The sequence below is a fragment of the Flavobacterium sp. H4147 genome (assembly GCF_029360735.1).
GTDB lineage: Bacteria > Bacteroidota > Bacteroidia > Flavobacteriales > Flavobacteriaceae > Flavobacterium > Flavobacterium endoglycinae.
This window is the reverse complement of the sequence record NZ_JARKNB010000001.1, coordinates 108,616-131,762: the sequence shown is the minus strand read 5'-3', so window position 1 is coordinate 131,762 and position 23,147 is coordinate 108,616. Positions and strand designations below refer to the sequence as shown.

20 protein-coding genes are annotated in these 23,147 nt (G+C 33.0%); 6 read left to right on the top strand and 14 right to left on the bottom strand.

Going from position 1 to position 23,147, the window contains the following annotated elements; genetic code table 11:
* Positions 1-283 precede the first annotated feature (283 nt).
* Positions 284-3,046, top strand: coding sequence for an outer membrane beta-barrel protein (locus P2W75_RS00540; RefSeq protein ID WP_276378521.1), 2,763 nt, complete (start codon positions 284-286; stop codon positions 3,044-3,046).
* A gap of 128 nt (positions 3,047-3,174) precedes the next feature.
* On the opposite strand, the gene P2W75_RS00535 is transcribed toward P2W75_RS00540, so the two are convergent.
* From P2W75_RS00535 to P2W75_RS00475, 13 genes are all read right to left on the bottom strand, one after another.
* The gene (locus P2W75_RS00535; RefSeq protein ID WP_276378520.1) at positions 3,175-3,912 is read right to left on the bottom strand and encodes a DUF2490 domain-containing protein; all 738 of its coding nucleotides are present in this window, start codon (positions 3,910-3,912) and stop codon (positions 3,175-3,177) included.
* 161 nt (positions 3,913-4,073) lie between these two features.
* The gene (locus P2W75_RS00530; protein WP_276378519.1) at positions 4,074-4,631 is read right to left on the bottom strand and encodes a LemA family protein; all 558 of its coding nucleotides are present in this window, start codon (positions 4,629-4,631) and stop codon (positions 4,074-4,076) included.
* Between the two features lie 19 nt (positions 4,632-4,650).
* Positions 4,651-6,204, bottom strand: coding sequence for a DUF3137 domain-containing protein (locus P2W75_RS00525; RefSeq protein WP_276378518.1), 1,554 nt, complete (start codon positions 6,202-6,204; stop codon positions 4,651-4,653).
* A gap of 144 nt (positions 6,205-6,348) precedes the next feature.
* Entirely contained in the window at positions 6,349-7,269 is a 921-nt protein-coding gene (locus tag P2W75_RS00520; RefSeq protein ID WP_276378517.1) for a DUF1266 domain-containing protein, read from the bottom strand.
* Positions 7,270-7,283: 14 nt separating this feature from the next.
* Entirely contained in the window at positions 7,284-7,904 is a 621-nt protein-coding gene (locus P2W75_RS00515) for a phospholipid scramblase-related protein (protein ID WP_207297546.1), read from the bottom strand.
* A gap of 42 nt (positions 7,905-7,946) precedes the next feature.
* Positions 7,947-8,705 carry a DUF1266 domain-containing protein gene (locus P2W75_RS00510; RefSeq protein WP_276378516.1) on the bottom strand — a complete coding sequence of 253 codons (759 nt, stop codon included), beginning with the start codon at positions 8,703-8,705 and terminating at the stop codon, positions 7,947-7,949.
* 292 nt (positions 8,706-8,997) lie between these two features.
* Positions 8,998-11,544, bottom strand: coding sequence for a TonB-dependent receptor (locus P2W75_RS00505; RefSeq protein WP_276378515.1), 2,547 nt, complete (start codon positions 11,542-11,544; stop codon positions 8,998-9,000).
* A 246-nt stretch (positions 11,545-11,790) separates the two neighbouring features.
* The gene (locus P2W75_RS00500; RefSeq protein WP_207297543.1) at positions 11,791-12,204 is read right to left on the bottom strand and encodes an Rrf2 family transcriptional regulator; all 414 of its coding nucleotides are present in this window, start codon (positions 12,202-12,204) and stop codon (positions 11,791-11,793) included.
* Positions 12,205-12,321: 117 nt separating this feature from the next.
* On the bottom strand, positions 12,322-13,137 hold the full coding sequence (locus P2W75_RS00495) for a YgcG family protein (RefSeq protein ID WP_276379900.1): 816 nt from the start codon (positions 13,135-13,137) through the stop codon (positions 12,322-12,324).
* A 3-nt stretch (positions 13,138-13,140) separates the two neighbouring features.
* On the bottom strand, positions 13,141-13,578 hold the full coding sequence (locus tag P2W75_RS00490; RefSeq protein ID WP_207297541.1) for a TPM domain-containing protein: 438 nt from the start codon (positions 13,576-13,578) through the stop codon (positions 13,141-13,143).
* Between the two features lie 55 nt (positions 13,579-13,633).
* A complete protein-coding gene (locus tag P2W75_RS00485; RefSeq protein WP_276378513.1) occupies positions 13,634-14,224 on the bottom strand; it encodes a LemA family protein in 591 nt (196 codons plus the stop codon).
* Positions 14,225-14,252: 28 nt separating this feature from the next.
* Entirely contained in the window at positions 14,253-14,585 is a 333-nt protein-coding gene (locus tag P2W75_RS00480) for a MerR family transcriptional regulator (protein ID WP_026985753.1), read from the bottom strand.
* A gap of 45 nt (positions 14,586-14,630) precedes the next feature.
* On the bottom strand, positions 14,631-15,608 hold the full coding sequence (locus tag P2W75_RS00475) for a M23 family metallopeptidase (RefSeq protein WP_207297539.1): 978 nt from the start codon (positions 15,606-15,608) through the stop codon (positions 14,631-14,633).
* A gap of 280 nt (positions 15,609-15,888) precedes the next feature.
* Between P2W75_RS00475 and alaS the strand changes: the two genes are divergently transcribed.
* From alaS to P2W75_RS22545, 3 genes are all read left to right on the top strand, one after another.
* A complete protein-coding gene (gene alaS, locus P2W75_RS00470) occupies positions 15,889-18,525 on the top strand; it encodes an alanine--tRNA ligase (RefSeq protein WP_276378512.1) in 2,637 nt (878 codons plus the stop codon).
* 103 nt (positions 18,526-18,628) lie between these two features.
* Positions 18,629-18,859: a GxxExxY protein gene (locus tag P2W75_RS22550; RefSeq protein WP_306801507.1), complete on the top strand. Its 231-nt coding sequence runs from the start codon at positions 18,629-18,631 to the stop codon at positions 18,857-18,859.
* Positions 18,860-18,864: 5 nt separating this feature from the next.
* Positions 18,865-18,993, top strand: a complete 129-nt coding sequence (locus P2W75_RS22545) for a GxxExxY protein (protein ID WP_306801506.1) — start codon at positions 18,865-18,867, stop codon at positions 18,991-18,993.
* 110 nt (positions 18,994-19,103) lie between these two features.
* On the opposite strand, the gene P2W75_RS00460 is transcribed toward P2W75_RS22545, so the two are convergent.
* Positions 19,104-20,849: an ABC transporter ATP-binding protein gene (locus tag P2W75_RS00460; RefSeq protein ID WP_276378511.1), complete on the bottom strand. Its 1,746-nt coding sequence runs from the start codon at positions 20,847-20,849 to the stop codon at positions 19,104-19,106.
* Positions 20,850-21,234: 385 nt separating this feature from the next.
* On the opposite strand from P2W75_RS00460, the gene P2W75_RS00455 reads away from it, so the two are divergent.
* Both P2W75_RS00455 and P2W75_RS00450 read left to right on the top strand, forming a co-directional pair.
* Positions 21,235-21,984, top strand: coding sequence for a hypothetical protein (locus P2W75_RS00455; RefSeq protein WP_276378510.1), 750 nt, complete (start codon positions 21,235-21,237; stop codon positions 21,982-21,984).
* A gap of 93 nt (positions 21,985-22,077) precedes the next feature.
* Positions 22,078-23,037 (top strand): GSCFA domain-containing protein, encoded by a 960-nt coding sequence (locus P2W75_RS00450; RefSeq protein WP_276378509.1) that lies wholly within the window; start codon positions 22,078-22,080, stop codon positions 23,035-23,037.
* The last annotated feature ends 110 nt before the right edge of the window (positions 23,038-23,147 follow it).

Sequence of the window (23,147 nt, the reverse complement as noted above, 5' to 3'; positions counted from 1 at the left end):
TTTTAGGATTTTCTGATTGCTCCTTTAATTTGTTGTCGCAAAGTTTTTGATTTTTTTAGAAGCAGGAGCAAGGTTAAAAACGGTTTTTATAAGGGGAAAATCACCCTTTTTTATTGGTGTAAATTTTTGAAATCCAATATTTTGCAATAAATTTAATTAGGAAGTGATCTTATATGCATTGTCTAATATGAATTTTAATGGCACGTTATTTGAATAAATGTAAAATCTACAATTAAACCTTTTGGTTTTTTTATAGTCTAACTAAACTCACCAACCTATTTTTATGACCAAATTAATTTCATTTTTATCGCTTTTTTTCCTTTTTGTTTTTGCTGCAAATGCACAAAACGATATCACTGTTAAAGGAACAGTTCTAGATGTAAACACACAACTGCCATTAGAACTTGCCACTGTTTATTTTACCACCGTAAAAGATTCTACTGTAATCGAATATGCCACAACCGACAAAAACGGTGCTTTTCGAATGAATATTAAAAAATTTGATAAACCTGTATTCTTAAAAGTAAATTACATGGGATATCAAACGTATTATGAAGAATACAAAGGACTTACAGAAAGTAAAGATTTTGGAAAAGTATACCTTATAGAAAATGTAAATGCGCTTAATGATGTTGTAATTAAGACGGAAGCAGCGCCAATTACCATCAAAAAAGATACTTTAGAGTTTAATGCGGCATCTTATAAAGTCCGCCCAGATTCTAATGTTGAAACTTTACTGAAACAACTGCCTGGATTTGATGTTGATAACGACGGGAAAATTACTGTAAACGGAAGGGAAGTCAATCAGGTTTTAGTAAATGGAAAAACGTTTTTTGACAAAGATGGCGCTATTGCCATTAAAAACCTTCCAGCCGATATTATCAAAAAAGTTCAAGTTTCGGACTTTAAAACCAAAAAAGAAGAACTTTCAAAACAAGAATCTACTTCTGATTTTTCAAGTATTAATATTACTATTGATGAAAAGAAAAACAAAGGGTATTTTGGAAAAGTAATGGGTGGCTATGGTACAGATGATCGTTATGAAGCCAATGTCAATTTGAACTTTTTCAATAATAAACAAAAAATAAGTCTGCTTGCTTCTTCAAACAACATTAATTCTACAGGATTTTCTATGGACGATGTGTTTGACAATATGAGTGGCGGACGAAATAGCAGTGGAAGAGGAGGGAACTCAAATTCTGGCTCAAGCGGAAAAGGAATCACACAGTCAAATCTAGTGGGAATTAATTACTCTGATGATTGGACAAAAGATTTGCTGGCAATGGGAAGCTATAATTTCTCCAATACAGTGAATAAAAATGACAGTAAAGCGAATCAGTTAAGTTTTCTGCCAACAGGAAATATTATCACTGAATCCGAATCAAAAACAAGAAACGAAAGTACAGGAAACAACGCCAACTTTGAGCTGGAATATAAAATTGACCCGAAAACTCGAATTGTGGTAGCACCCAAAGTGAGCCAATCGCGAACAAATAGTAATGCTATTTCTTCAAGCTCTTCTGAAGATGAAAACGGAAATCCTTTAAATGAAAGTACTGGAAGCTCTTATTCTGAAAGTAACAATACCAATTTTGCGAATACAATCAATTTCAATAAAGCTTTTGAAAGAAAATCGCGTAATCTGAGTGTTGTTTTCACGAATAATAATACCAACAGTGATTCTGATGCCTTGAATATTTCCGAAACTATCTTTTATCAGGATAACAAACCAAATGATGAAAGAAATCAGAAAACAAGAAAGAAAAGTACAAGTGATTCTTATTCGGCAGATATCGAATATACAGAGCCAATTACGGACTCATTACGAATTAGAATTGGATCAGATTTCGATTGGAAAAGTACCAGCAACGACGAACGTACTTTTAATTTTGATGCTGATACGCAAGCCTATACCGATTACAATCAGGCTCTAAGTAATTACACTAGTTCTACTCAAAACTCAGTTACACCAAAAGTTGGGGTTACTTTGCAGAAAAATAAATTTACAGTTAATTTAGACAGCCGTACTTCGATTGTGAATTTTGATAATCATTCGTTATACCTTAATAATGCTTCAGATTTAAATAAAAAATATGCATTACCTTTTGCGACTGCGTTACTTCGATATAAATTCAGCCGTTCTAAAAATTTATCATTTAAGTACGATTATTCGAATACATTGCCATCTGCAGCTCAGTTAATGCCAGTGGTTAATTTAAGTAATCCGTTGAATACCATTGTGGGAAATCCTGATTTGAATCCAATAGAAAAGAGCAGTGTTAATTTTAATTTTAGAAATTACGATTTCAGATCTCGTTCAGGTTACAGTGTAAATTTAAAAGGAGATTATTATGACAATGATATTGTGTCGACTTCGGTGTATGATGATAGTGGAAAAAGAACCACAACGTACTTAAATATTTCTGGAGTTTATAATATTTCGTTGGGAGCAAACTGGAATCAGTCAGTTAAAAGTGGTGCGCATACACTTCGTTATGGTCTAGGGATCAGCGGAAATTATACTTTTGATAAAGGATTTACAAATGCTGCTTTATACAATGCAAAATCAACTGGAATCACTCCAAAAATATACATGTCGTATGATTACGGAGAAATATTGACTATTGCACCATCATATAATTTATCATACAATCAGTCGAAATATGAAAATTATTCAAGAGATGCAACGTCTAACGTGGTGCACAGAATCAATTTACAAACGACAACGTACTGGCCAGAAAATTTAATTTTCGGTAATGATTTTGGTTATACCTACAATTCGAATATTTCTGATGGATTCAAAAAAGATTTCTATCTATGGAATACCAGTTTGTCTTATGGATTTTTAGATAAAAAACTGTACGCAAAAGTAAAAGTGTATGATATTTTAAATCAGAATTTAAGTGCCACAAGAACAATCTCAGCAACCTCAATCCGCGATGAAGAAAATACGGTTTTAAGACGATATGTAATGTTTTCTTTAGCTTATAAAATAGGAAACTTTACAGGTTCTGAAAAAGGAGGAAAGAGAAGATCTAGAGATTAGGTTTTTTTTCCAATAAAGGTTCAAAGGTACAGAGGCTCAAAGGAACAAAGCTTACAAAAAACCCGTTCAAATTTTCAATTTGAACGAGTTTTTTGTAAAATCTAAAATCTAAAATCTAAAATCTAAAATTAAAACTTACGATCAATGCGATGATATAAAGTAAATCGAATAATATCCCGATCATAGAAATCAACTCCGCTTAATCTTCTCTGAAAGTTTTTTATATATCCTAATTCCAATCCGATATTGGGAGTAACATGATATCGTAACGCAGCGTACAAACGGTTTTGATCAAAAGTATTTCTTTTGTTGTCTTTTCCAAAATTGAACATCACTTCATCAGAAATAGTTCCTTTTATGCTTCTGCTTTCTTTTTTCCAAAGATCAAATGTCGATTGTACTCTATAACGAAAGCGAAATGAAAATGAGAAATCATTCAGTAATTCTGTTTTGTCTGCTTTTTGAATATAACGCTCTTCAAGCTGAAATCGATTATGAAAAGTAATCTTGGCAATATCGTTGATTAAGGTAATATCTTGTTGTGCACGATATTCTGGAACAGAATAATCTGGATCAACGTTTGGGTTTTGTGTATTGACATTAAAAAAAGCAAAACCACTTCCTAAATCAATTAGTTTTGAAGCACGATATCGTCCTTGAGCTCTGATTACAAATAAATTTTGATGAATGGGATTTACAAAACTTCGATTGTCAATTTCAGAATGAATGGCCCATTTTTCAGACAGCGGAAAAATATTATAATAGCGAATCCAGGTCAGTGTCTGCTGATCTGTTTTCTTTATGTTTTGCGCCGATGCAAAACTGCTTATAATGCCTAAAATAAGTACTAACCTGAAAATCTTCATCTAGTCGATACATTCAAGCTGCGAATATAGACAACCAGAATTAATTAAAAGCAGGATTAAAATTTGTTTTAAATGCTATTTTGTGATTTCGGAATTCAAAAAAGCGAGATATATTTTTAGGTATATCTCGCTTTTGATTGAAAATTTACAGTTTAAATTTATTATTTATTAAACAAATCTTCTGCATTTACATTTTGGCGTTGTGTCTCTGTAGCCATTTGCCATTCCTGTTTTTTAAATCCAAAATTAGTACCAATTACATTTCCAGGAAAAGTGCTAAGACCATTATTGTAATCAGTAATAGAAGCACTTAAATAACGACGACTGGCGGCTATTTGTTCCTCTGATTCATTCCAGCTGTATTGTAAATTATTAAATTGACTGCTGGCTTTTAAATCAGGATAATTTTCTACTTGGATCATGATTTGTTTCATCATCTGGCTGACTTCACTGTCTGCAGTATACTCAGTTGTATCTGATTTTGATTGACGCAATTGTGTTATTTTTTCCAATACTTCTTTTTCGTAATTGGTGTATTGTTTTACAACGGTTACAAGGTTTGGAATAAGATCACTACGTTTGATAAATAAAGCATCTAAAGATGAGAACGCATTTTGAATTTGATTGCGTCGCATATTCAATGAATTATAAACCGAGATGATGGATACTATTATGGCTATGACTATTATAGCTATAATTAAAGAAATTAGTCCTGTCATAATTTGAATGTTTAATTAACTACTGTTTCCAAATATTGATATTCAGTTTAAGATCATCAATAATTGATAATTGTTTGTATAGGTCTTCGTAAAAAGAGGTCAATAATTCAGGTTTCAATTTGGTTGTAACACCAGTTTCAAATTTATTTTCACGATTATTGTTGGCAACAATTATTTTGTTATTGGTAAAAAACAAGAAAAGATTTCCTTTTGCTTTGACAGCTATGTCTTTAATATTCTGCATAGTGCTTGGTGTTAAAACATAACGTGCTTCTATTTGATCATCAGCATACACATCGAACATTTTTGTAAATTCAGGATCTTCCAGCATTATTTTGTTTGAAGGCTGGATAATATTCGCAGAAAAAGAATTGCTGGTGATAAATCCTGAGACTCCAGTTTTTGGAGAAACTACAATTTGCGTATTAAATGTTTTGTTGAATTTTGCCATAAAGAATTGCCCAGAAAAAATTTCTTCAGCTGATTGGTGTTCTAAACGTATACTAGGCATGTAAGTGATATGCAAATCGCAATACTGAAAAGGTACACCATTATGACTGCCAAGAATCTGGTCATTTCCTGTAATGTCATAATTTTTATCTTTAAGTATAGCTATTTCCTGTAGTTCTTTTTTTCCAATGTAACCATGCTCTACGTATTGAAAAGAAGGATTGATGAAGGAAATCATCTGTTTTAAGATACGCTCTTTAAACGAGGTATAATTTTCTCCAGAATCTCCCACTTGTTGGTATTTTTTCTTCATCAATGGCATGTAAACCAAGTAAATAAGAGCAAATAATATCCCAAAACCTATAATATAGTACATGAATATAGAATTCCCATATGTTTCAGTTGTAGTATTTGTTGCATTGGATACGGCCGTGTAATTGAACACCATAAATCCTACTATTATTAAAAGAGAAAAAATAGTAGCTATAATAGAAAAACTCAATCCTTTTTTTCGGCTTTTTTCCATTTTTTCCAATATTGAAGTCAGTTCCTGATTGGCATAATCTTTAAATTCTGCAATGGATTTCAAAGCAACAGGCTGTGCGCTTTCAATTTTTGAATCATTATAAAGATTCTCTTTTAGCGTATTAACATGATTGATGTTTACACCACTAAGTAAAACTTTAAAATCTGATTCGATACCCACCGGTACAGGTAAAATATATTGTTGATTGGCTAAAGAAAAAGTAAGGAAGTTTACAGGAAGCAATTTGATTTTCATTCTTCCTAATGGCAATATTACTTTATAATCAATGTATTGTGTTATCGAAGAAGCCTTTTTTCCATTATTTAAATTATTAAATAGCTGTTCTATTAATAAATGACGAGTGTTAAGTGCTTTAATTTTTTTGAATACTACAATTCCAAAACCAATAATGATAACAGGTCCAATCAATTTGTAATAAGTAGGAGTGGTTCCAGTAAAATTGGATAAAAGCATCCTGAACAAAGCAATTATAACCAAAACGCCAATTACAGCATAAAAAGCAAAAGCGTAAAAGGTTAGTTTTTTATCACGATTATGTTCTTGTAAAAGAATTTCTTGTATGTTATTATTGTTCATTTTATATTTTTTTATTGTTGATTATACAACTGCTATATTAAATATGGTTGTAACTTTTTATTTCTCGTTGTTTAAAAGCATTTGTATATTGAAAATAGGGGCCAGTAATAGGCCCCTTTGAAAAATATCTTTTTAAAAATTATATTATTTCAATGGATATGTATTCCACAAACTGCTAGGATTGTTTAACATTTCTAATATTGCAGCTGCAAAATTAGCTGGACTACCTCCATACATAAATAAGCGTCCTGTCATGAATGATGCTGCATATTCAGACCAATTTTGGTAGTTTTCTTTGGCCATTTTACTGGCGATTTCTAAATATTGCAGACAAGTTTGCTGATCTATATAACCAGCAGCATAGCAATAACGTGCAACAGAACCTATACGCTCAATATCCCAAGCGTCAATATCTGTAGGATTACCGTTTTCATCAATATTAAGTTTAACTTTTGGTGATAAAGCTTCTTGATATTCTTTGATTTCTTCTATTGTATCTTCATCAATTTCTGCTTGTTGGTTTCTATGTCCCTCTTCTTTTAACCATTCAAGAGTTTCAATTGCTCCTTCTTGATTTATTATTTCCCATGAATTTTCAAGCATATCTTTTAAATCGCTTTTGTAACCATAGATCTCAAAAGTATCTGTAGGATGCTGGCATAAAATTATAGAACCAAAAGCAAGTAATCCTTTCTTATCACTAGGTACTGGTTCAATCTCAAAGTCATCATCATCGTCATCATCGTCGTCTGCACCTCCAAAAAGATTTGACATATTACCCATTAATTGAGAGTAAATTGAATTTGCTCCCGCATTGGCATTATTTTCTGTGCTTGTTAGCAGATTGCTGAATTTAGGACTTAATCCAGGGTTACCATAATATTGCATATAGGTTCCCATGTCAGTCATTGCGGCAAATTGATATTCTGCACATACTTCTGTCCATTGATCAGAATTAATATTCAAAGCGTTTAATATGGCATCAAAGCTTAATGATTGATTTGCTAATGCTCCTGTTGCGGCAGCATAATCTGCAAGGTTTACACCGTGTATTGTATTACTCATAATACTGTTTGTTGTTAATTTCTAAATGACATATCAACTACAATTGAACCTGCAATTGCAATTGTTTTTAAAGGATCGTTCGTGTACTTTGGATCAATAGTTACACAATATTTATCAGTTCCTGGAAATAGTGCCTGTGCAGCTATTTCTTTTACACCATTTTTCCATTGTCGTTCTATAGTACCAATTTTTTCATCAGAAACTCCAGTAATGCTAAAGTCTGTTAAACCTGCTGAGGTTGATTTTATAGAAGCAATTACTTTTCCTTCAGGATTTTCAATTTCGAATGAATTATGCATTAGCTTCATCTTCTCCTTCATTACCCCAATTTTGTTGTTATTGGCATCATAGATTTCAATTTTTGACATAAAGAATGTCCATCCTCTTTTAATCGTTGCCGCTACATTTCCGCTATTATCTGCAATAGTATACGTATAAGGGAACGATTCTTTGCTTAAGGCAAGCGATAATAATTTTTGCCACCCAGGCACTTTTTGATCTATTACACCAATATTATTTCCGTTTTCGTCCAGTATATTATAGGTGTTTCCAAATTTTACGAATTTGGCTTTTTCTGCAATAACGTAAACGTCTCTTTTTAATAGGTCCGGAATTCTTGATTCTGTTTTTTCCATTTTTTAATTTTTTAGATAAGTTGCTTTGTTAGGTCAACAGGCTTATTTCCAATCTTTCTCTAGTTTTGTATCCCATTTTAACTGGAAAGGGCTTTTTGAGTCTTTGTTTAATTCTGTTACAAAACCTTGGCGCTGAACATATTTTGATGATTGATCTTTTGGATCTTCGTTACTCCAATACAAGTAACCGTATAAATAGCTTCTATTGTATTCATCCCATGATTTAAAGGTTTTTTGAATACGTTTTGTAACTTCAAGTGAATTGTTTAAAGCTGTACTTTCATCTGTAAAATCAGCTACGTAGAAACTTGTCAACAAGAAATTTGCTCTTCCTAAATCCCAACCCACAACAGCATTATATCCAAGATCTTTGTATGCATCATATAATAATTGGAAATGAATTTTGTGTTCAGGATCTGTCAGTTTTGAAAGCTGGCTATTGAATTCTTCTTTAGACATTTTATCAATACCTAGTTCTTTAACTTCACTGATAAAATCTTTACTGTCCATACCTTTTTCTGATGTTAGTTCGGCTACTTGTGCCATTCCTGATTTTAAATCAGATATTTTCCACCAATTTTGAAGCATTTCTTTTATACCTTCCTGTGTTGAAGCATCTTTTGGTTGTCCTCCAACTAAATTGTAATCTCCCTGATTTTGTAGAGTCATTATAGCATATGTACCATTTATAAACTGAATTGTTTCGGATGAGGTATTACCTTTTCCGCAACTAGATACTAAAAAGCTAATTGCTAATAAAAGTGTTGTACTTAAATAAAAGAAAGGTTTCATTTTTTTCATGTTTAATAAAATTTAGTTTTTTTAAATGTTTGACAAATAAATAGTTATTAAATGCCAAGATGGATTTATTGACTTTCTGTTTTATGAACAGAGGTATAATTAAGTCTGCAAAAGAACTTTATTACCGACATAAAATGTTACCGTAAAAGGTTTTAAAATAACAGAATAAGACAAAAATTATATGTGAAGACAACTGAACATAGTTTTTCTGAATTTTAAAAACAGGGCAAAAAAAAACCGGGACAAGTATTTAACTTGTCCCGGTTACTATTTTAATTATGATGAATCTTCTTTATAAAGAATATTTTAATGTAATTCCGTATGTTCTTTGATCGCCAAGAACACCAGCATATTGTCCTGCATTACCTCCTGCCGGTAATAGTTGCTCATAATAATCTTTATTCAGTAAGTTACGTCCCCAAAAGTGAACTGATAAACCTTGCGATGCACGGAAACCTAAACGCGCATTAAAAATGGCATATCCCTGAACTACTAAATATTTTGAAGCAGAAGGGCTTGATGAAAATTCAGAACGTGCATACGAATCAACAGCAAGGAATATTTTTCCTGCATTTCCAAAGAATCTTGCACGATCAGAAAGTTCTCCTCCTAAAGATCCTGCCCATCTTGAAGCTCCTGGTAAGTCAGTTCCCGAAACATCTTTAAAAGATACAGGAGCTCCAGTTTCTTCTAATGGAAGTGGTGCGTTTGTAAACTTAACATATTTTCCATCTGTATACGTTGCAGCACCATTTATCGTTAAATGGTCGCTTATGAAAAAACTTGCATCCAATTCAACACCTCTTACGCGAACTTTATCAGCATTAGCAAGATAACCACGGTTTACACCCAATTCGGCTGCTTGAACGTTAGTTTGGAAATCTTTAATATCAGTATTGAAGAAAGCCAAGTTAAAAATTGAATTTTTGAAGGGAGAAGTTTTTACTCCTACTTCATAATGGTATACTTTTTCAGGTTTGATAACAGCAAGATCTAATAATGGCTGACCAGCTGAATTTGTTGGAAGTCCTGCTACGTTTACTCCAACTGGTTTGTAACTTTTAGCGAAAGTTCCGTAAGCATTGATTTTATCTGTTGCTTTAAAATTTACAGTAATGTTTCCTGAAAAATCGGTGTTGTCTGTACTCGAATCAAAAGCCTGATCTGAATAAACCAATTTTTTCAAAGCCAATAATTGTGGATCATTTGTTTGTAATCCTCCGTATGTTGTACGCGCGTAGTGCGCATCTTTTTTGTCGAAATTATATCGTAAACCTGGTAAAACGTGTAAACGATCTGTAATTGCCCAGTCAAGCTGACCAAATACCGCAGCACTCGAAGCTCTAATTCTTGCATCAGTTTTGATTCCATAACCTTCAAAAAGTCCTGGAGTTTTCCATAATGAACTTGTAGTACTTTGAGAGAATCTCCATTGCGCATTTCCTGATTCTTCAGTTCCGTCTGTTTGTGAAGTTTGATCAATAAAGAATACACCTGCAACACCACTTAATCTAGAAGTTAACTGACCTGCATAACGAACTTCTTGAGTAATTTGAGTTTGTCTTGTTGGATTTTGAGATTTTGCCAATACTTGTAATCCTGTAAAATCTCTGTCGTTTGATGGATCCCAGTTCCAAAAACGCCAAGCTGTTGTTGAAGTAAGAGTTCCACCACCAATTTTAGTATCAATATTTAAAGAGAAACCTCCCATGTCTTGGTTAGAACGCCAAGGTGTGTCTTGATCAATTTTACGATCAAAAGCATTTTGACTTGGTAATTGGTAATTTAAATCAGCGATAATAGCATTGAACTGACGATAAGCTGCTCTTTGAGTTGGAGCTACTCCTGCAACAACTTGTGCATATCCATCCGGACGCTGTGTTGTAATGTCAGCAGCAAAGATAACATTCGTATTTACAGTTGGTGTCCAAAGTAACTGACCTCTGATTCCTTGATTGTTCAAAGTATTAGTTGGTCTTCCTGTTACCACATTATCAATTAGACCATCACGTTGAGTTCCTGAGAAAGATAATCTTCCGGCTACTTTTTTACCCAATGCACCAGTAAGAGAAGCTTTAGCTTGTAAGAAAGAATAATTTCCATAACTTACTTCAAAATCAGCGCCCGAAGTAAAACTTGGTTTACGTGTTGTAATGTTAAACGCTCCTGATGTAGTGTTTTTTCCAAACAGAGAACCTTGAGGACCACGCAAAACCTCAATTTGTTCTACGTCGATAAAGTCAAGAGTTGTAGCAGCTGGACGTGCATAATAAACTCCGTCTACATAAAAACCAACTCCAGGATCAATTCCGTCATTTGTCAATCCGAATGGAGAACCTAAACTACGGATGTTAATTCCAGTATTTCTAGGGTTTGAAGAATATAATTGTACAGAAGGTACTAATTCTTTAATACGATTTACGTTGAAAGCTCCAGTTTGTTCAGCTTGTTTTCCTGTAATAACAGATATCGCAATTGGCACATCCTGTACTTTTTCGATACGACGTCTTGAAGATACGACTACTTCAATAAGTTCATTTTCTTCTTTCAATGCAATTTGAATAGGATTTACTGGTATAGCCGAAACTTCAATTTCTGCGGTTACATAACCCACATATTGAACCAGTAAAGTTAAAGGAAGTCTTCCTTTTGTATCTATAATAAATTTTCCGCTGTTATCTGTAGTCGCACTAGAAGTAGTTCCTTTTATTACCACGTTAGCAGCCTCTAAAGGTATGTTTTCATTTGTTGTAACAACACCTTCTACGTTTTGAGCGAATGAAATAGAGAAGGTTAAAAAGAATAGAATTGTAAAAATATTTTGTATTGATGTTTTCATTTTTATATTAAGTATATATGATTAGTAGAATTTAATATTAAATTTTTTTTACCAACACATACACATCATAGATGAAGCATTCTTTACAGCTGTGAACTGCCTATTTTGTTTTTGCAAAAGATTTGTGACACCTGAGGGACTAAATTGTTCTTTCATGGGTTAAAATTTTGTAAATGGTTTGTTAAATATTTTTGGCAAATATATACATAAATTCTATCGATTTACTAGGAATTAAAAAATATTTTTTTATTTATTTACTAATGAAGCGATTGTGATGCCTTCCATTGCCTTTAAAGTTTTGTCGCGAATAAGCATTAAACCATGGCGTAGGTTGCATTCTGACTCGGTTTTGCAATCAGAACAAGGTTCGTAAAAGTTTAAAGAAGCGCATGGCAAAAGTGCAATTGCACCGTCAAATAATCGGTGAATTTCTGCCAAAGTGATGTCATTTTTTGATTTTATCAGATAATATCCACCAAATTTTCCCTGTTTACTGCTCACAAAACGTCCTCTTTTTAGATCCAATAAAATCTGTTCTAAAAACTTTTTAGGAATATTAGCTCCTTCAGCAATTTCCACTGTTCTGGAAATGTGATTTTCGTCTTGTTCTGCTAAATAAAGTAAGGCCTTAAGGGCGTATTTTGCTTTATGTGATAACATCTATTTTTTAATTATGAATTATGAATTGTAAATTATGAATTAAATTTTGAAACTAAAATATCTTCAAAGATAACTTGAAACTTTAAACAAAACTTAAAACATGAAACAAAATTTAATTTACCAGCTACCGCCAGAACCTCCTCCTGAGAATCCGCCGCCGCCAAATCCACCACCGAAGCCTCCGCCTCCGCCTGATGATCCACCGCCGAAACCTCCAAATCCGCCGCCTCCGCTTCTTCCAAGATTACTTAGAATAATAACGTCTAAAAGGCTTGGGCCTCCACCGCTGCTCCCCGAATTTCCTCCTCCTTTTTTGCCACGAGATAGTAAAATTAAGACAATTACAACGATCACAATAAACGGAAGTATTGGAAAATCTTTTGATTTGTTTTGCTTACGTTCACCTTTATATTTTCCTTTAAAAACATTAAATAAGGCGTCAGCACCTTTGTCAAGTCCGTTATAGTAACTACCTGCTTTAAATTCAGGAATAATAATATTTCTAACTATTTCTCCTCCAATTCCAGCGGTTAAACGATCCTCGAGTCCATAACCTGGTGAAATCCATATTTTTCTTTCAGTTTTAGCTAAAAGAATTAATACGCCATTATCTTCTTTGGCCTGTCCAATTCCCCATGCATGTGCCCATTTTGGAGTAAGAATACCAATATCTTCGCCTTTTAAGCTTTCGATAGTAATAACCACAATTTGAGTTGAGGTGGAATCTGAGTAACGAATTAATTTTTCTTCTAATTGCGTTTTTTCAGATGCACTTAAAACATTGGCATAGTCGTAAACAGAAGTTTGAAAATCAGGCTTTTTAGGAATGTCAAATTGAGCAAAAATACTGTTGCCAGTAAAAAATGCAATCAACAAAAGGGTAACTTGAAAAATTCTATTGAAATTTAGAATTTTATTTTTGGAATTTTTCATCATTTATCCTTTTGAGATTTCGTTAGATAATTCGTCAATATCGTCTTCTAATGAAGGAAAGTGTTTTTTTAACTGCTCGCCGGCATTGAGGATACCGTCTACAATACCTTGTTTAAAATTGCCAGATTTAAAATGATTGGTCATGACATCTTTGGTGCAATCCCAAAAATCATCAGATACCAAATCGTTAATTCCTTTATCGCCACAAATCACGAAGTTTTTATCTTCTACGGCAAAATAAAGCAATACTCCATTCTGCAATTTGGTTTCATCCATTCGTAATTCATGAAAAACTTCTAAAGCTCTTTCGTAATGAGCTTTAGAAGATGTTTTTTCTATATGTACTCTAATTTCACCGGAAGTGTTTTTTTCAGCCATACGAATAGCTTCAACAATTTCGTGCTCTTCTTCTTTGGTTAAAAAATCTTCTACTTTCGACATAAAAATGATTTTAGAGTTTAGATTGTTGATTTTAGATTTTGTCTAAAATATGCTTTTAGAATTTTACTTCAACAGGTTTATCTGCTCCCGTAGAAGCTTCAAAATATGGTTTTTCTTTAAGCCCATACATTCCAGCCAAAATATTTCTTGGGAAAGTATTAATATTATTATTATAAGGTTTCACAGCTTCATTAAAACGTACTCTAGCAGTTTGAATCTGGTTTTCAGTGCTAGCTAGTTCATCTTGTAATTTCATAAAACTTGCATCAGCTTTAAGATTTGGATATTGTTCAACACTTACTAATAATTTTGACAATGATGAAGTGACTCCTGATTGTGCAGAATTAAATGCGGCTAATTGTTCAGGTGTAACATTGGTAGGGTCAATTGTAATTCCAGTTGCCTTGGCACGTGCTTCTATTACGGCTGTTAAAGTACTTTGTTCATGTTGTGCATATCCTTTTACAGTACTAACTAAATTTGGGATAAGGTCATTTCTTCTTTGATAAGCAGTGTTAACATTTCCCCAACTTTCTTTTACGTCTTGGTCAAGTGTCACTGCAGTATTATAAATTCCACTTGCCCAGCTATACAATCCAATAACTATTACAGCAACAACTCCAAGAATTATTAATCCTTTCTTCATATTTGTTTCGATTTAAATTTATGTTTAATTACAATTCGTTTTTGATTTCGTTTAATTGTGTTTTGATGGTCTCTAATTTACGTATTATTTCGAATTTATCTAATGTTTTCTTCTGACCCTCTTTTAAGTGTGTTTTGGCTCCTTCGAGTGTAAAACCTCTTTCTTTAACCAGATGATAAATCAACTGAAGGTTTGTAATATCTTCGGGAGTAAACATTCTGTTGCCTTTGGCATTCTTTTTGGGTTTCAGGATGTCAAACTCGCTGTCCCAAAAACGTATCAACGATGCATTGACATTAAAAGCTTTGGCTACTTCGCCAATGCTGTAATATCTTTTATCTTTTGAAAGCTCAATGTGCATGTTTTTTTGTTCTAATTTATTTCAAAAATAATACTTTTTGTAGTATTAATCTAATGATTGATTTTCTTGGTTTGCCATATGTGAAATAGCAACATATTCGGCAGCTGAAATATTTCCGTAATAGAAGTTCAGCGGGTTTACGACATTTCCATCTTTATGAACTTCATAATGACAATGCGGGCCTTCCGATCTTCCGGTGCTTCCTACATAACCAATTACATCACCTCTTTTTACTTTTTGTCCTGGTCGGCAGTTGTATTTGCTTAAGTGGGCGTAGAGGCTTTCATATCCAAAACCATGCCTGATTACAACATGATTTCCGTATCCAGAAGCAGTATTGTCAGCTCGATCAACCACACCATCGCCGGTGGCATACACAGGAGTGCCTGTACTGGCTGTAAAATCCATTCCGTTATGCATTTTGCGCACTTTCGTGAAAGGGTCAATTCTATATCCAAAACCTGACGCGACACGTTTTAAATTTTCATTTCGGACTGGCTGAATGGCAGGAATTGCCAATAATAGACTTCCTTTTACACTGGCAAGTTTTAATATTTCATCTAATGATTTCGACTGGATCGCTAATTGTTTTGAAAGCTGATCTACTCGTTTCGTAGTGTTTAAAACCAATTGCGAGTTATTGTAACCTTCTAAAATTTTATATCGTTCTGGATTTCTAAAACCAGCTTTTCGGATAGAATCTGGGATTTCGGCTTTATTAAAATAAATTCGGTAAATATTATTGTCGCGGTCTTCTAAAGCATCGGCAACAGCATCTATTTCGTCTAGTTTTTTATTTAAAATGGAATATTGCAATTTTAAATTCTCAATTTCACGAGCCTGCAGACGATCTTTTGGGGTTTCAAAATAAGGAGTGTTAATTAAGAGTACAAAAATTAAAAATCCAAATAGGGCAGAGGCTAGTAAAAACAGCAATGCATAACCGATTTTTATTCTTTTTCTGGTTTTTATTTTCGTATAAGCCAGATTTTCTGAGTCGTAATAATATTTTACTTTCGCCATATTTTAAAATACCCTATTTTTGCAGCTTGTAAAATGAGTTAGTCGAGCAAATTTACTAAATGTTTCAGTTGTTCAGGGCTTTTTTACAAGAACAAAATTAATTAGATAATTGGACCAACAAGATAATTAGATAATGCGCAAAATAAAGAATTTATTGTTCTAAACTATAAGTTTTTTTAATTTCAATTTAAAAATAAATGCATCATCAAATAAACGAATTATCTAATTGTCTAATTTTCAAATTGACACATTTTAAACAGACACATTTTCTAATTTTAATATGAAATCACAAGACGTACGTAAACAATTTTTAGATTTTTTTGAGAGTAAAGGGCATACTATTGTTCCTTCTGCTCCTATTGTTCTTAAAGACGACCCAACCCTAATGTTCAATAACTCGGGAATGGCCCAGTTTAAAGAATTTTTCTTAGGAAACGGAACTCCAAAAAGTCCAAGAATAGCCGATACGCAAAAATGTCTTCGTGTTTCAGGAAAACATAATGACCTTGAAGATGTTGGTTTTGATACCTATCACCATACCATGTTTGAAATGCTTGGAAACTGGTCTTTTGGAGATTATTTCAAAAAAGAAGCAATTAACTGGGCATGGCAGCTTTTGACAGAAGTATATAAAATTCCAAAAGAAAATCTGTATGTTTCTGTTTTTGAAGGAAGTAAAGAAGATAATGTTCCTTTTGACCAAGAAGCTTGGGATATCTGGAAAACTTTAATCGACGAAGACCGAATTATTTTAGGAAATAAGAAAGATAATTTCTGGGAAATGGGAGATCAGGGACCATGCGGACCTTGTTCTGAAATTCACGTTGATTTACGTCCAGAAGCTGAAAAAGCTTTAGTTAGTGGAAAAAGTCTTGTAAATAATGATCATCCGCAGGTAATTGAAATCTGGAATAATGTATTCATGGAATTCAATCGTAAAGCCGATGGTTCTTTAGAAAAACTTCCTGCACAACACGTAGATACCGGAATGGGATTTGAGCGTTTGTGTATGGCTTTGCAAGGAAAAACATCTAATTACGATACAGATGTTTTTACACCGCTAATTGAAAAAGTAGAGCAGATTACAGGTTTAAAATATACATCTGATGCGGTTAAAAACATCAGCGAAGAGCAAAACAAAGTCAATATTGCCATTCGTGTAGTGGTAGATCACGTTCGTGCGGTTGCTTTTGCAATTGCTGACGGACAATTACCATCAAATACAGGAGCGGGTTATGTAATTCGTAGGATTTTACGTCGTGCAATTCGTTACGGATTTACATTCTTAAATACAAAAGAACCTTTTATCAATAAACTGGTAGAAGTGTTAGCAGATCAAATGGGACAATTTTTCCCAGAAATAAAATCACAGCAGCAATTAGTTACCAATGTAATTCGTGAAGAAGAAGCGTCTTTCTTAAGAACTTTGGAGCAAGGATTACAATTGTTAGAAAATGTTGTGGCAGAAACTACAGGAAAAGAAGTTTTAGGAGCAAAGGTTTTTGAATTGTACGATACTTTTGGTTTTCCAAAGGATTTGACAGCTTTGATTTTAAAAGAAAAAGGTTTCTCTTATAATGAAGCAGAATTCGAAGTTGAATTGCAAAAACAAAAAGCACGTTCTCGTGCGGCTTCTGAAGTTTCTACAGAAGATTGGAATGTTTTGATTCCTGGAAATGTAGAAACATTTGTAGGTTATGATAAAACAGAAAACGAAGTAAAAATCACTCGAATTAGAAAAGTTGATTCTAAAAAAGATGGTATTTTGTATCAGATTGTTTTAGATAATACACCGTTTTATCCAGAAGGAGGAGGACAAGTTGGAGATAAAGGAACACTTGTTTCTGCAAATGAAACAATCAAGATTATCGATACTAAAAAAGAAAATAACTTGATTTTACATTTTGCAAAACAGCTTCCAGAAAACATTGAAGCTGCTTTTACTGCAAAAGTAAATACTGATTTAAGAACATCAACTTCAAAAAATCACTCGGCTACGCATTTAATGCACTTGGCTTTGAGAAACATTTTAGGAACACACGTAGAACAAAAAGGATCATTGGTAAATCCTAATTATCTACGTTTTGACTTTTCGCATTTCAGTAAAGTTTCTGATGAAGAAATTAAACAAGTTGAAGCTTCTGTAAATGCTCAAATTGAAGCGCAGTTACAATTAGTCGAATACAGAAATATTCCAATTCAGGAAGCATTAGATAAGGGCGCAATGGCTTTATTTGGTGAAAAATATGGCGATACTGTTCGTATGATTGAATTTGGAGATAGTAAAGAATTATGTGGAGGTATTCACGTAAAGAACACTGCAGATATCTGGCATTTCAAAATTGTTTCTGAAGGTGCTGTTGCAGCTGGGATCCGTCGTATTGAAGCGATTACAGGAGATGCAGTGAAAAACTTCTATCAAAATCAAGAAAACACATTATCTGAGATAAAAGAAACACTTAAAAATCCACAGGATATTTTAAAATCTGTAGCTTCACTTCAAGACGATAATACGAAACTTAAAAAACAAGTTGAGCAATTGCTTAAAGAAAAAGTAAGTGCATTAAAAACCGAACTTGAAAAAGATTTTCAAGAAGTAAACGGAGTTAATTTCCTTGCAAAACAAGTAGATTTGAGCATGGCATCGACTAAAGAATTAGCTTCGGTATTAGGAAGTTCGAAAGCAGATTCATTTGTGTTTTTAGCTTCTATTGAAGATGGTTTACCAAATATTCATTGTTATATCGCAAAAGAATTAGTGGCTTCAAAAAGTCTGAATGCTAATGCGGTTATCAAAGAATTGGGGAAATATATTGAAGGAAATGGAGGAGGACAGCCTTTCTTCGCTTCTGGAAAAGGTAAAAATGCAAACGGAATTGCAGAAGCATTAGCTAAAGCAATTGAGTTTGTGAAATAGTTTTTAATCTCGCAAAGACGCAGAGCCGCAAAGTTTTATAAGCTTTGCGGTTTTTTTATTTTTAAATTTATTTTTTTATAGGTTTATACTTTAATTTTTATAAATGAACGAGAATGAAATTTCAGCTGTTGTGGTTGATGTTAGCTATAAAATACACGTAAAACTTGGACCAGGTTTATTGGAATCAGTTTATGAAGCTATTTTGTTTCACGAATTAACTAAAAGAGGTTTAAGTGTAGAAAGACAAAAAGTACTGCCTGTAATTTGGGATAAAATATATTTGGATATTGGTTTTCGTGCTGATTTAATAGTTGAGAATAAAGTCAATCAATAGAACAATTGACAGATATTCACGCAAAACAAGTTTTGACCTATCTCAAAATCACAAAAATGAAATTAGGGTTACTAATAAATTTTAATGTGCCAATAATAAAATTTGGTATCAAAAGAGTAGTAAGTAATCTTTAATAAAAAAATTAGATAAACAAAGAGTCGCAAAGCTTATAAAACTTTGCGACTCTGCGTCTTTGCGAGATTAATTCTGCGCAAAGAGAAAATGCTTTAGCTAATAGCTTAAATTACTTTCGCTCCCCAATCTGCTGGCGCCACATAGCATAATAAAGTCCTTTTTCTACAATTAAATCATCATGTTTACCTTGTTCGATGATTTTACCTTGTTCCAGAACAAATATTCTGTCAGCGTGCATTACGGTTGATAAGCGGTGTGCAATTAAAACCGTTATTCGGTTTTTGTCTGAAATGTTTCGAATGGTGTCGTTGATTTCTTCTTCAGTAATTGAATCCAAAGCGGAAGTCGCCTCATCAAAAATCAATAAATTCGGATTTCTTAAAATTGCTCTGGCAATAGACAGACGCTGCTTTTCACCACCAGAAACCTTAATTCCACCTTCACCAATAGTAGTATTTAAACCATCTTCGGCACGTCTTAAAAGTTTATCACAGCTGGCTCTTTTTAAAGCATCGTATAACTCTTCGTCGGTTGCATTTGGTTTTACGAACAATAAGTTTTCTCGAATGGTACCCGAGAACAATTGAGCATCTTGAGTTACAAAACCTAACTGTTTTCGTAAGTCTAGTAAATCAATTTCGGTAGAATCAATATCATTATATAATACCTGACCTTCAGCAGGCGTGTAAAGACCCACTAATAATTTTACCAAAGTAGTTTTTCCGGAACCAGAAGGCCCGACAAAAGCAACGGTCTGCCCTTGTTTGATTTCGAAATTGATATTTTCAACCGCTTTGAACTTAGCCGTTTTATGCTGAAAACTCACATTATCAAACAATAGAGATTGAATTGCTCCAACATGTTTTGGGTTTTTCGGACGGAATTCTTTCGGAGCACTTAATAATGTTTTGAAATTTTCCATCGAAACTTTGGTTTCATTCAAAGCAATAATGAAGTTTCCAAGTTCCTGAAGCGGACCAAAAATAAAAAAAGTAAAAAATACCATCGTCAATAAATCGCCCACAATAATTTTTCCTCCAAACAAGAAATAATATAAAGTGAAAACCACACAGGTTCTTAAAAAGTGAACTGTTGTTCCTTGTATAAAACTTAAACTTCTGATAAAACGGATTTTCTCCAATTCTAGCTGAAGAATTTTAAAAGTATTCAAATTCAAACGTTTCTCTTCTTGATACGTCAATCCAAGACTTTTTACCAATTCGATGTTTCGCAAACTTTCGGTTGTGGAACCTGCTAAAGCATTAGTCTGGTTGATAATTTTCTTTGAAACAATTTTGATTTTTTTACCCAAATAAGAACTTACCAAAGCAATAATGGGAGCAGTAATTAAAAAGATAAGTGAAATTCGGAAATCAATTCTTGCGACATAGAAAATCACAAAAATAAAACCAACAATTGTTTGGAAAATAAGTGAAATGGAAAGTGTAATTAACTTTTCCGAATCAGAACGAACCTTGGTTAGTTTGCTTAAAGTTTCACCGCTTCGCTGATCTTCAAATTCGGCATACGGAAGGTCAAGTGATTTTTTAATACCATCAGTATACATTTGCGCACCCGTTCTCTGAATGACAACATTGGTAAAGTAATCTTGAAAGTTTTTGGTAATTCTGGAAATCATCGCTGCACCAAGCGAAAGTCCAAGCCAGAAAGATAATGCTTTGATGAAACCAGTTGGATTTCCTTGGTATTTGTGTAAACCAACTCCGCAGTCCTGCATTAATTTACCGGTAATAATAGAATCTGATAAACTGAAACAAATGTTTATAGAAGCCATAATCAAAGCAAAAAACAACAATAATTTATGCTTGACTATATAAGAATATAATAATTTCATAGAATAATTAAAAAAATGGAAGATGCAAAAATAAGGAATTGTTTTAGTTTGTGAAGTTCATTTATGTTATTTAAAATCTAATTTTTTTGCTTACTATTTTCTTCTTTGATTTAAGAATAAAAAGCTGAAATTAGATCATAAAAAAATTAAGAAAAGGGCTAAGTATTCGTACGTGCTTCGTTGTTTGGAACGAATTTTTTCTGATGAAGAATAATCAAATTTTACTTTTTTGATTTTTAGATATTTATATGTTTCTTTTAAACTAATTTAATTAAAGAAGTACCACAATACGTTTTTTTAGTATTAAAATAAGTTTAAAAAAAATTAGGTTTTGGGGTCCGTTTTTATTTACATTTAGGTCAATTAACACAAACCTACCCCAAAAATGAAAAAAATTCTATGTCTTTTTGGAGCTTTGTCTCTGCTGCTAAGCTCTTGTTCCAGCCAAGATTCTCCTTCTTCTGATTCTGCAGAATCATCAGTTTTATTAAAAAAAGTAATTCTAACCAGTCAGGATGGTCAGAGTAAAGTGAATGTCGATTATAAATACGATGGTAATAAAATTGTAAGTATTACTGATGACTCAGGTGAGGTCGGGATGTATTATACGTATACAGGTGATTTAATTACGAAAATTGAATTTAAACTTCCTGATGGAACAATAGAACAGACCAATACTTTTAAATATAATTCTGAAGGAAAATTATCAGAGTTTTTAAGAGTTGAAAGTGACAATGGCGAATTAAGAGGGCATAAAGAAGTATTTACTCATAATGCTGACGGAACAATTTCGGTAAAATTATACAGCGGAGATGCAGATGTTCAGGATTACCTTTCTGGAACATCTACTATTAAATTTGTTGATGGTGAAGTAACCGATATTATCAATTCAGAATCGGCAAACCGTAAATATACTTACGATACTAAAAATAATCCCGCAAAACATATTTTAGGATTTGAAAAAATTGCATTTGTTGATGGTGAAGCAACTGGAATTGCTCACAATGAAATCAAAGAAACATCAGACGGAGCAGTAGTGGCAACCTATAGTTATACTTATAATTCAGATGGATATCCAGTTAAAAGTGTAGATTATATAGACGGATCTAACTACAGCACAGAATATTTCTACTAAGAAATCGAAATTAAGAAAGAAGCCCGATGAAATTTTCATTGGGCTTTTTTGTTTCTATAAAATAATCGAAATTTGTATTAAAACCATCATGTAATGCAATTCAGAACTCAAATCCCAATTTCAAAAAGTAACCATCCAATCGATTATAATTCGAAAGTACTTTCTATTGGTTCCTGTTTTGCAGAAAATATGGCTGAGAAATTCGATTATTTTAAATTTCAAAATGAAACCAATCCCTTCGGGATAATCTTTAATCCAGTTTCAATCGAAAAGCTGTTTCGAAGAGCTTGCGAACAAAATTTCTTCGGCGAAAAAGATGTGTTTTTTCATAACGAACGCTGGCATTCTTTCGAAGTTCATTCGGATTTAAGTAATTCAGACAGACAAGAATTGCTCGAAACACTTAACAAAGCAGTTACAGAAACGCATAAACAATTAAAAGAAGCTACGCACGTCATCATCACATTGGGAACTTCATGGATTTACAGAAGTACTGAAAGCGATGAAGTTGTCGCTAATTGTCATAAAGTACCGCAGAAACAATTTTCAAAAGAATTGCTTTCGACAGAAGTTATTCAGAAAAGTATTCAAAATACAATTGAATTAATTCGTGGATTGAATCCTAACATCAATTTTATATTTACCATTTCTCCAGTTCGCCACATTAAAGATGGATTTATAGAAAACCAACTAAGCAAATCACATTTGTTTACAGCACTTCACGACGTTTTAAAAACTCATAATTCACAACTCATAACTCATAATTATTTTCCTTCTTATGAAATCATGATGGACGAACTCCGCGATTATCGTTTTTACAACGAAGATATGCTTCATCCCAACCAAATTGCGATTAATTACATTTGGAAACTTTTCAGTGAAAATTACATTTCAGAAGACAGTTTTTTAGTTATGAAAGAAGTAGATGAAATCCAGAAAAGTCTTCGCCACCGCAGTTTTAATCCCGAGTCAGAACAGCACCAAAAATTCTTAGCCAAACTGCAGCAAAAGATAAATACTTTAGGAATAAAACAGCCCCATATAAAATTCTAAAAGGAAAAACTCCGTTCTTTAAACCTTTGTTTCTTACAACGAAAAGTAAGAAAATTAACTATTTCACCGTAAAATTTTAGAAGAATTGCTCATAATTATGTAAATTGTTA

Bases quoted from the DNA above. Each gene is read 5' to 3' on its own strand.
- P2W75_RS00530 (WP_276378519.1), bottom strand. From the start codon at position 4,631: ATGACAGGACTAATTTCTTTAATTATAGCTATAATAGTCATAGCCATA.
- P2W75_RS00515 (WP_207297546.1), bottom strand. From the start codon at position 7,904: ATGGAAAAAACAGAATCAAGAATTCCGGACCTATTAAAAAGAGACGTT.
- P2W75_RS00485 (WP_276378513.1), bottom strand. From the start codon at position 14,224: ATGAAGAAAGGATTAATAATTCTTGGAGTTGTTGCTGTAATAGTTATT.
- P2W75_RS00535 (WP_276378520.1), bottom strand. From the start codon at position 3,912: ATGAAGATTTTCAGGTTAGTACTTATTTTAGGCATTATAAGCAGTTTT.
- P2W75_RS00540 (WP_276378521.1), top strand. From the start codon at position 284: ATGACCAAATTAATTTCATTTTTATCGCTTTTTTTCCTTTTTGTTTTT.
- P2W75_RS00450 (WP_276378509.1), top strand. From the start codon at position 22,078: ATGCAATTCAGAACTCAAATCCCAATTTCAAAAAGTAACCATCCAATC.
- P2W75_RS00495 (WP_276379900.1), bottom strand. From the start codon at position 13,137: ATGAAAAATTCCAAAAATAAAATTCTAAATTTCAATAGAATTTTTCAA.
- P2W75_RS22550 (WP_306801507.1), top strand. From the start codon at position 18,629: ATGAACGAGAATGAAATTTCAGCTGTTGTGGTTGATGTTAGCTATAAA.
- P2W75_RS00460 (WP_276378511.1), bottom strand. From the start codon at position 20,849: ATGAAATTATTATATTCTTATATAGTCAAGCATAAATTATTGTTGTTT.
- P2W75_RS00510 (WP_276378516.1), bottom strand. From the start codon at position 8,705: ATGAAAAAAATGAAACCTTTCTTTTATTTAAGTACAACACTTTTATTA.
- alaS (WP_276378512.1), top strand. From the start codon at position 15,889: ATGAAATCACAAGACGTACGTAAACAATTTTTAGATTTTTTTGAGAGT.
- P2W75_RS00455 (WP_276378510.1), top strand. From the start codon at position 21,235: ATGAAAAAAATTCTATGTCTTTTTGGAGCTTTGTCTCTGCTGCTAAGC.
- P2W75_RS00490 (WP_207297541.1), bottom strand. From the start codon at position 13,578: ATGTCGAAAGTAGAAGATTTTTTAACCAAAGAAGAAGAGCACGAAATT.
- P2W75_RS00500 (WP_207297543.1), bottom strand. From the start codon at position 12,204: ATGTTATCACATAAAGCAAAATACGCCCTTAAGGCCTTACTTTATTTA.
- P2W75_RS00475 (WP_207297539.1), bottom strand. From the start codon at position 15,608: ATGGCGAAAGTAAAATATTATTACGACTCAGAAAATCTGGCTTATACG.
- P2W75_RS00520 (WP_276378517.1), bottom strand. From the start codon at position 7,269: ATGAGTAATACAATACACGGTGTAAACCTTGCAGATTATGCTGCCGCA.
- P2W75_RS00480 (WP_026985753.1), bottom strand. From the start codon at position 14,585: ATGCACATTGAGCTTTCAAAAGATAAAAGATATTACAGCATTGGCGAA.
- P2W75_RS00525 (WP_276378518.1), bottom strand. From the start codon at position 6,204: ATGAACAATAATAACATACAAGAAATTCTTTTACAAGAACATAATCGT.
- P2W75_RS00505 (WP_276378515.1), bottom strand. From the start codon at position 11,544: ATGAAAACATCAATACAAAATATTTTTACAATTCTATTCTTTTTAACC.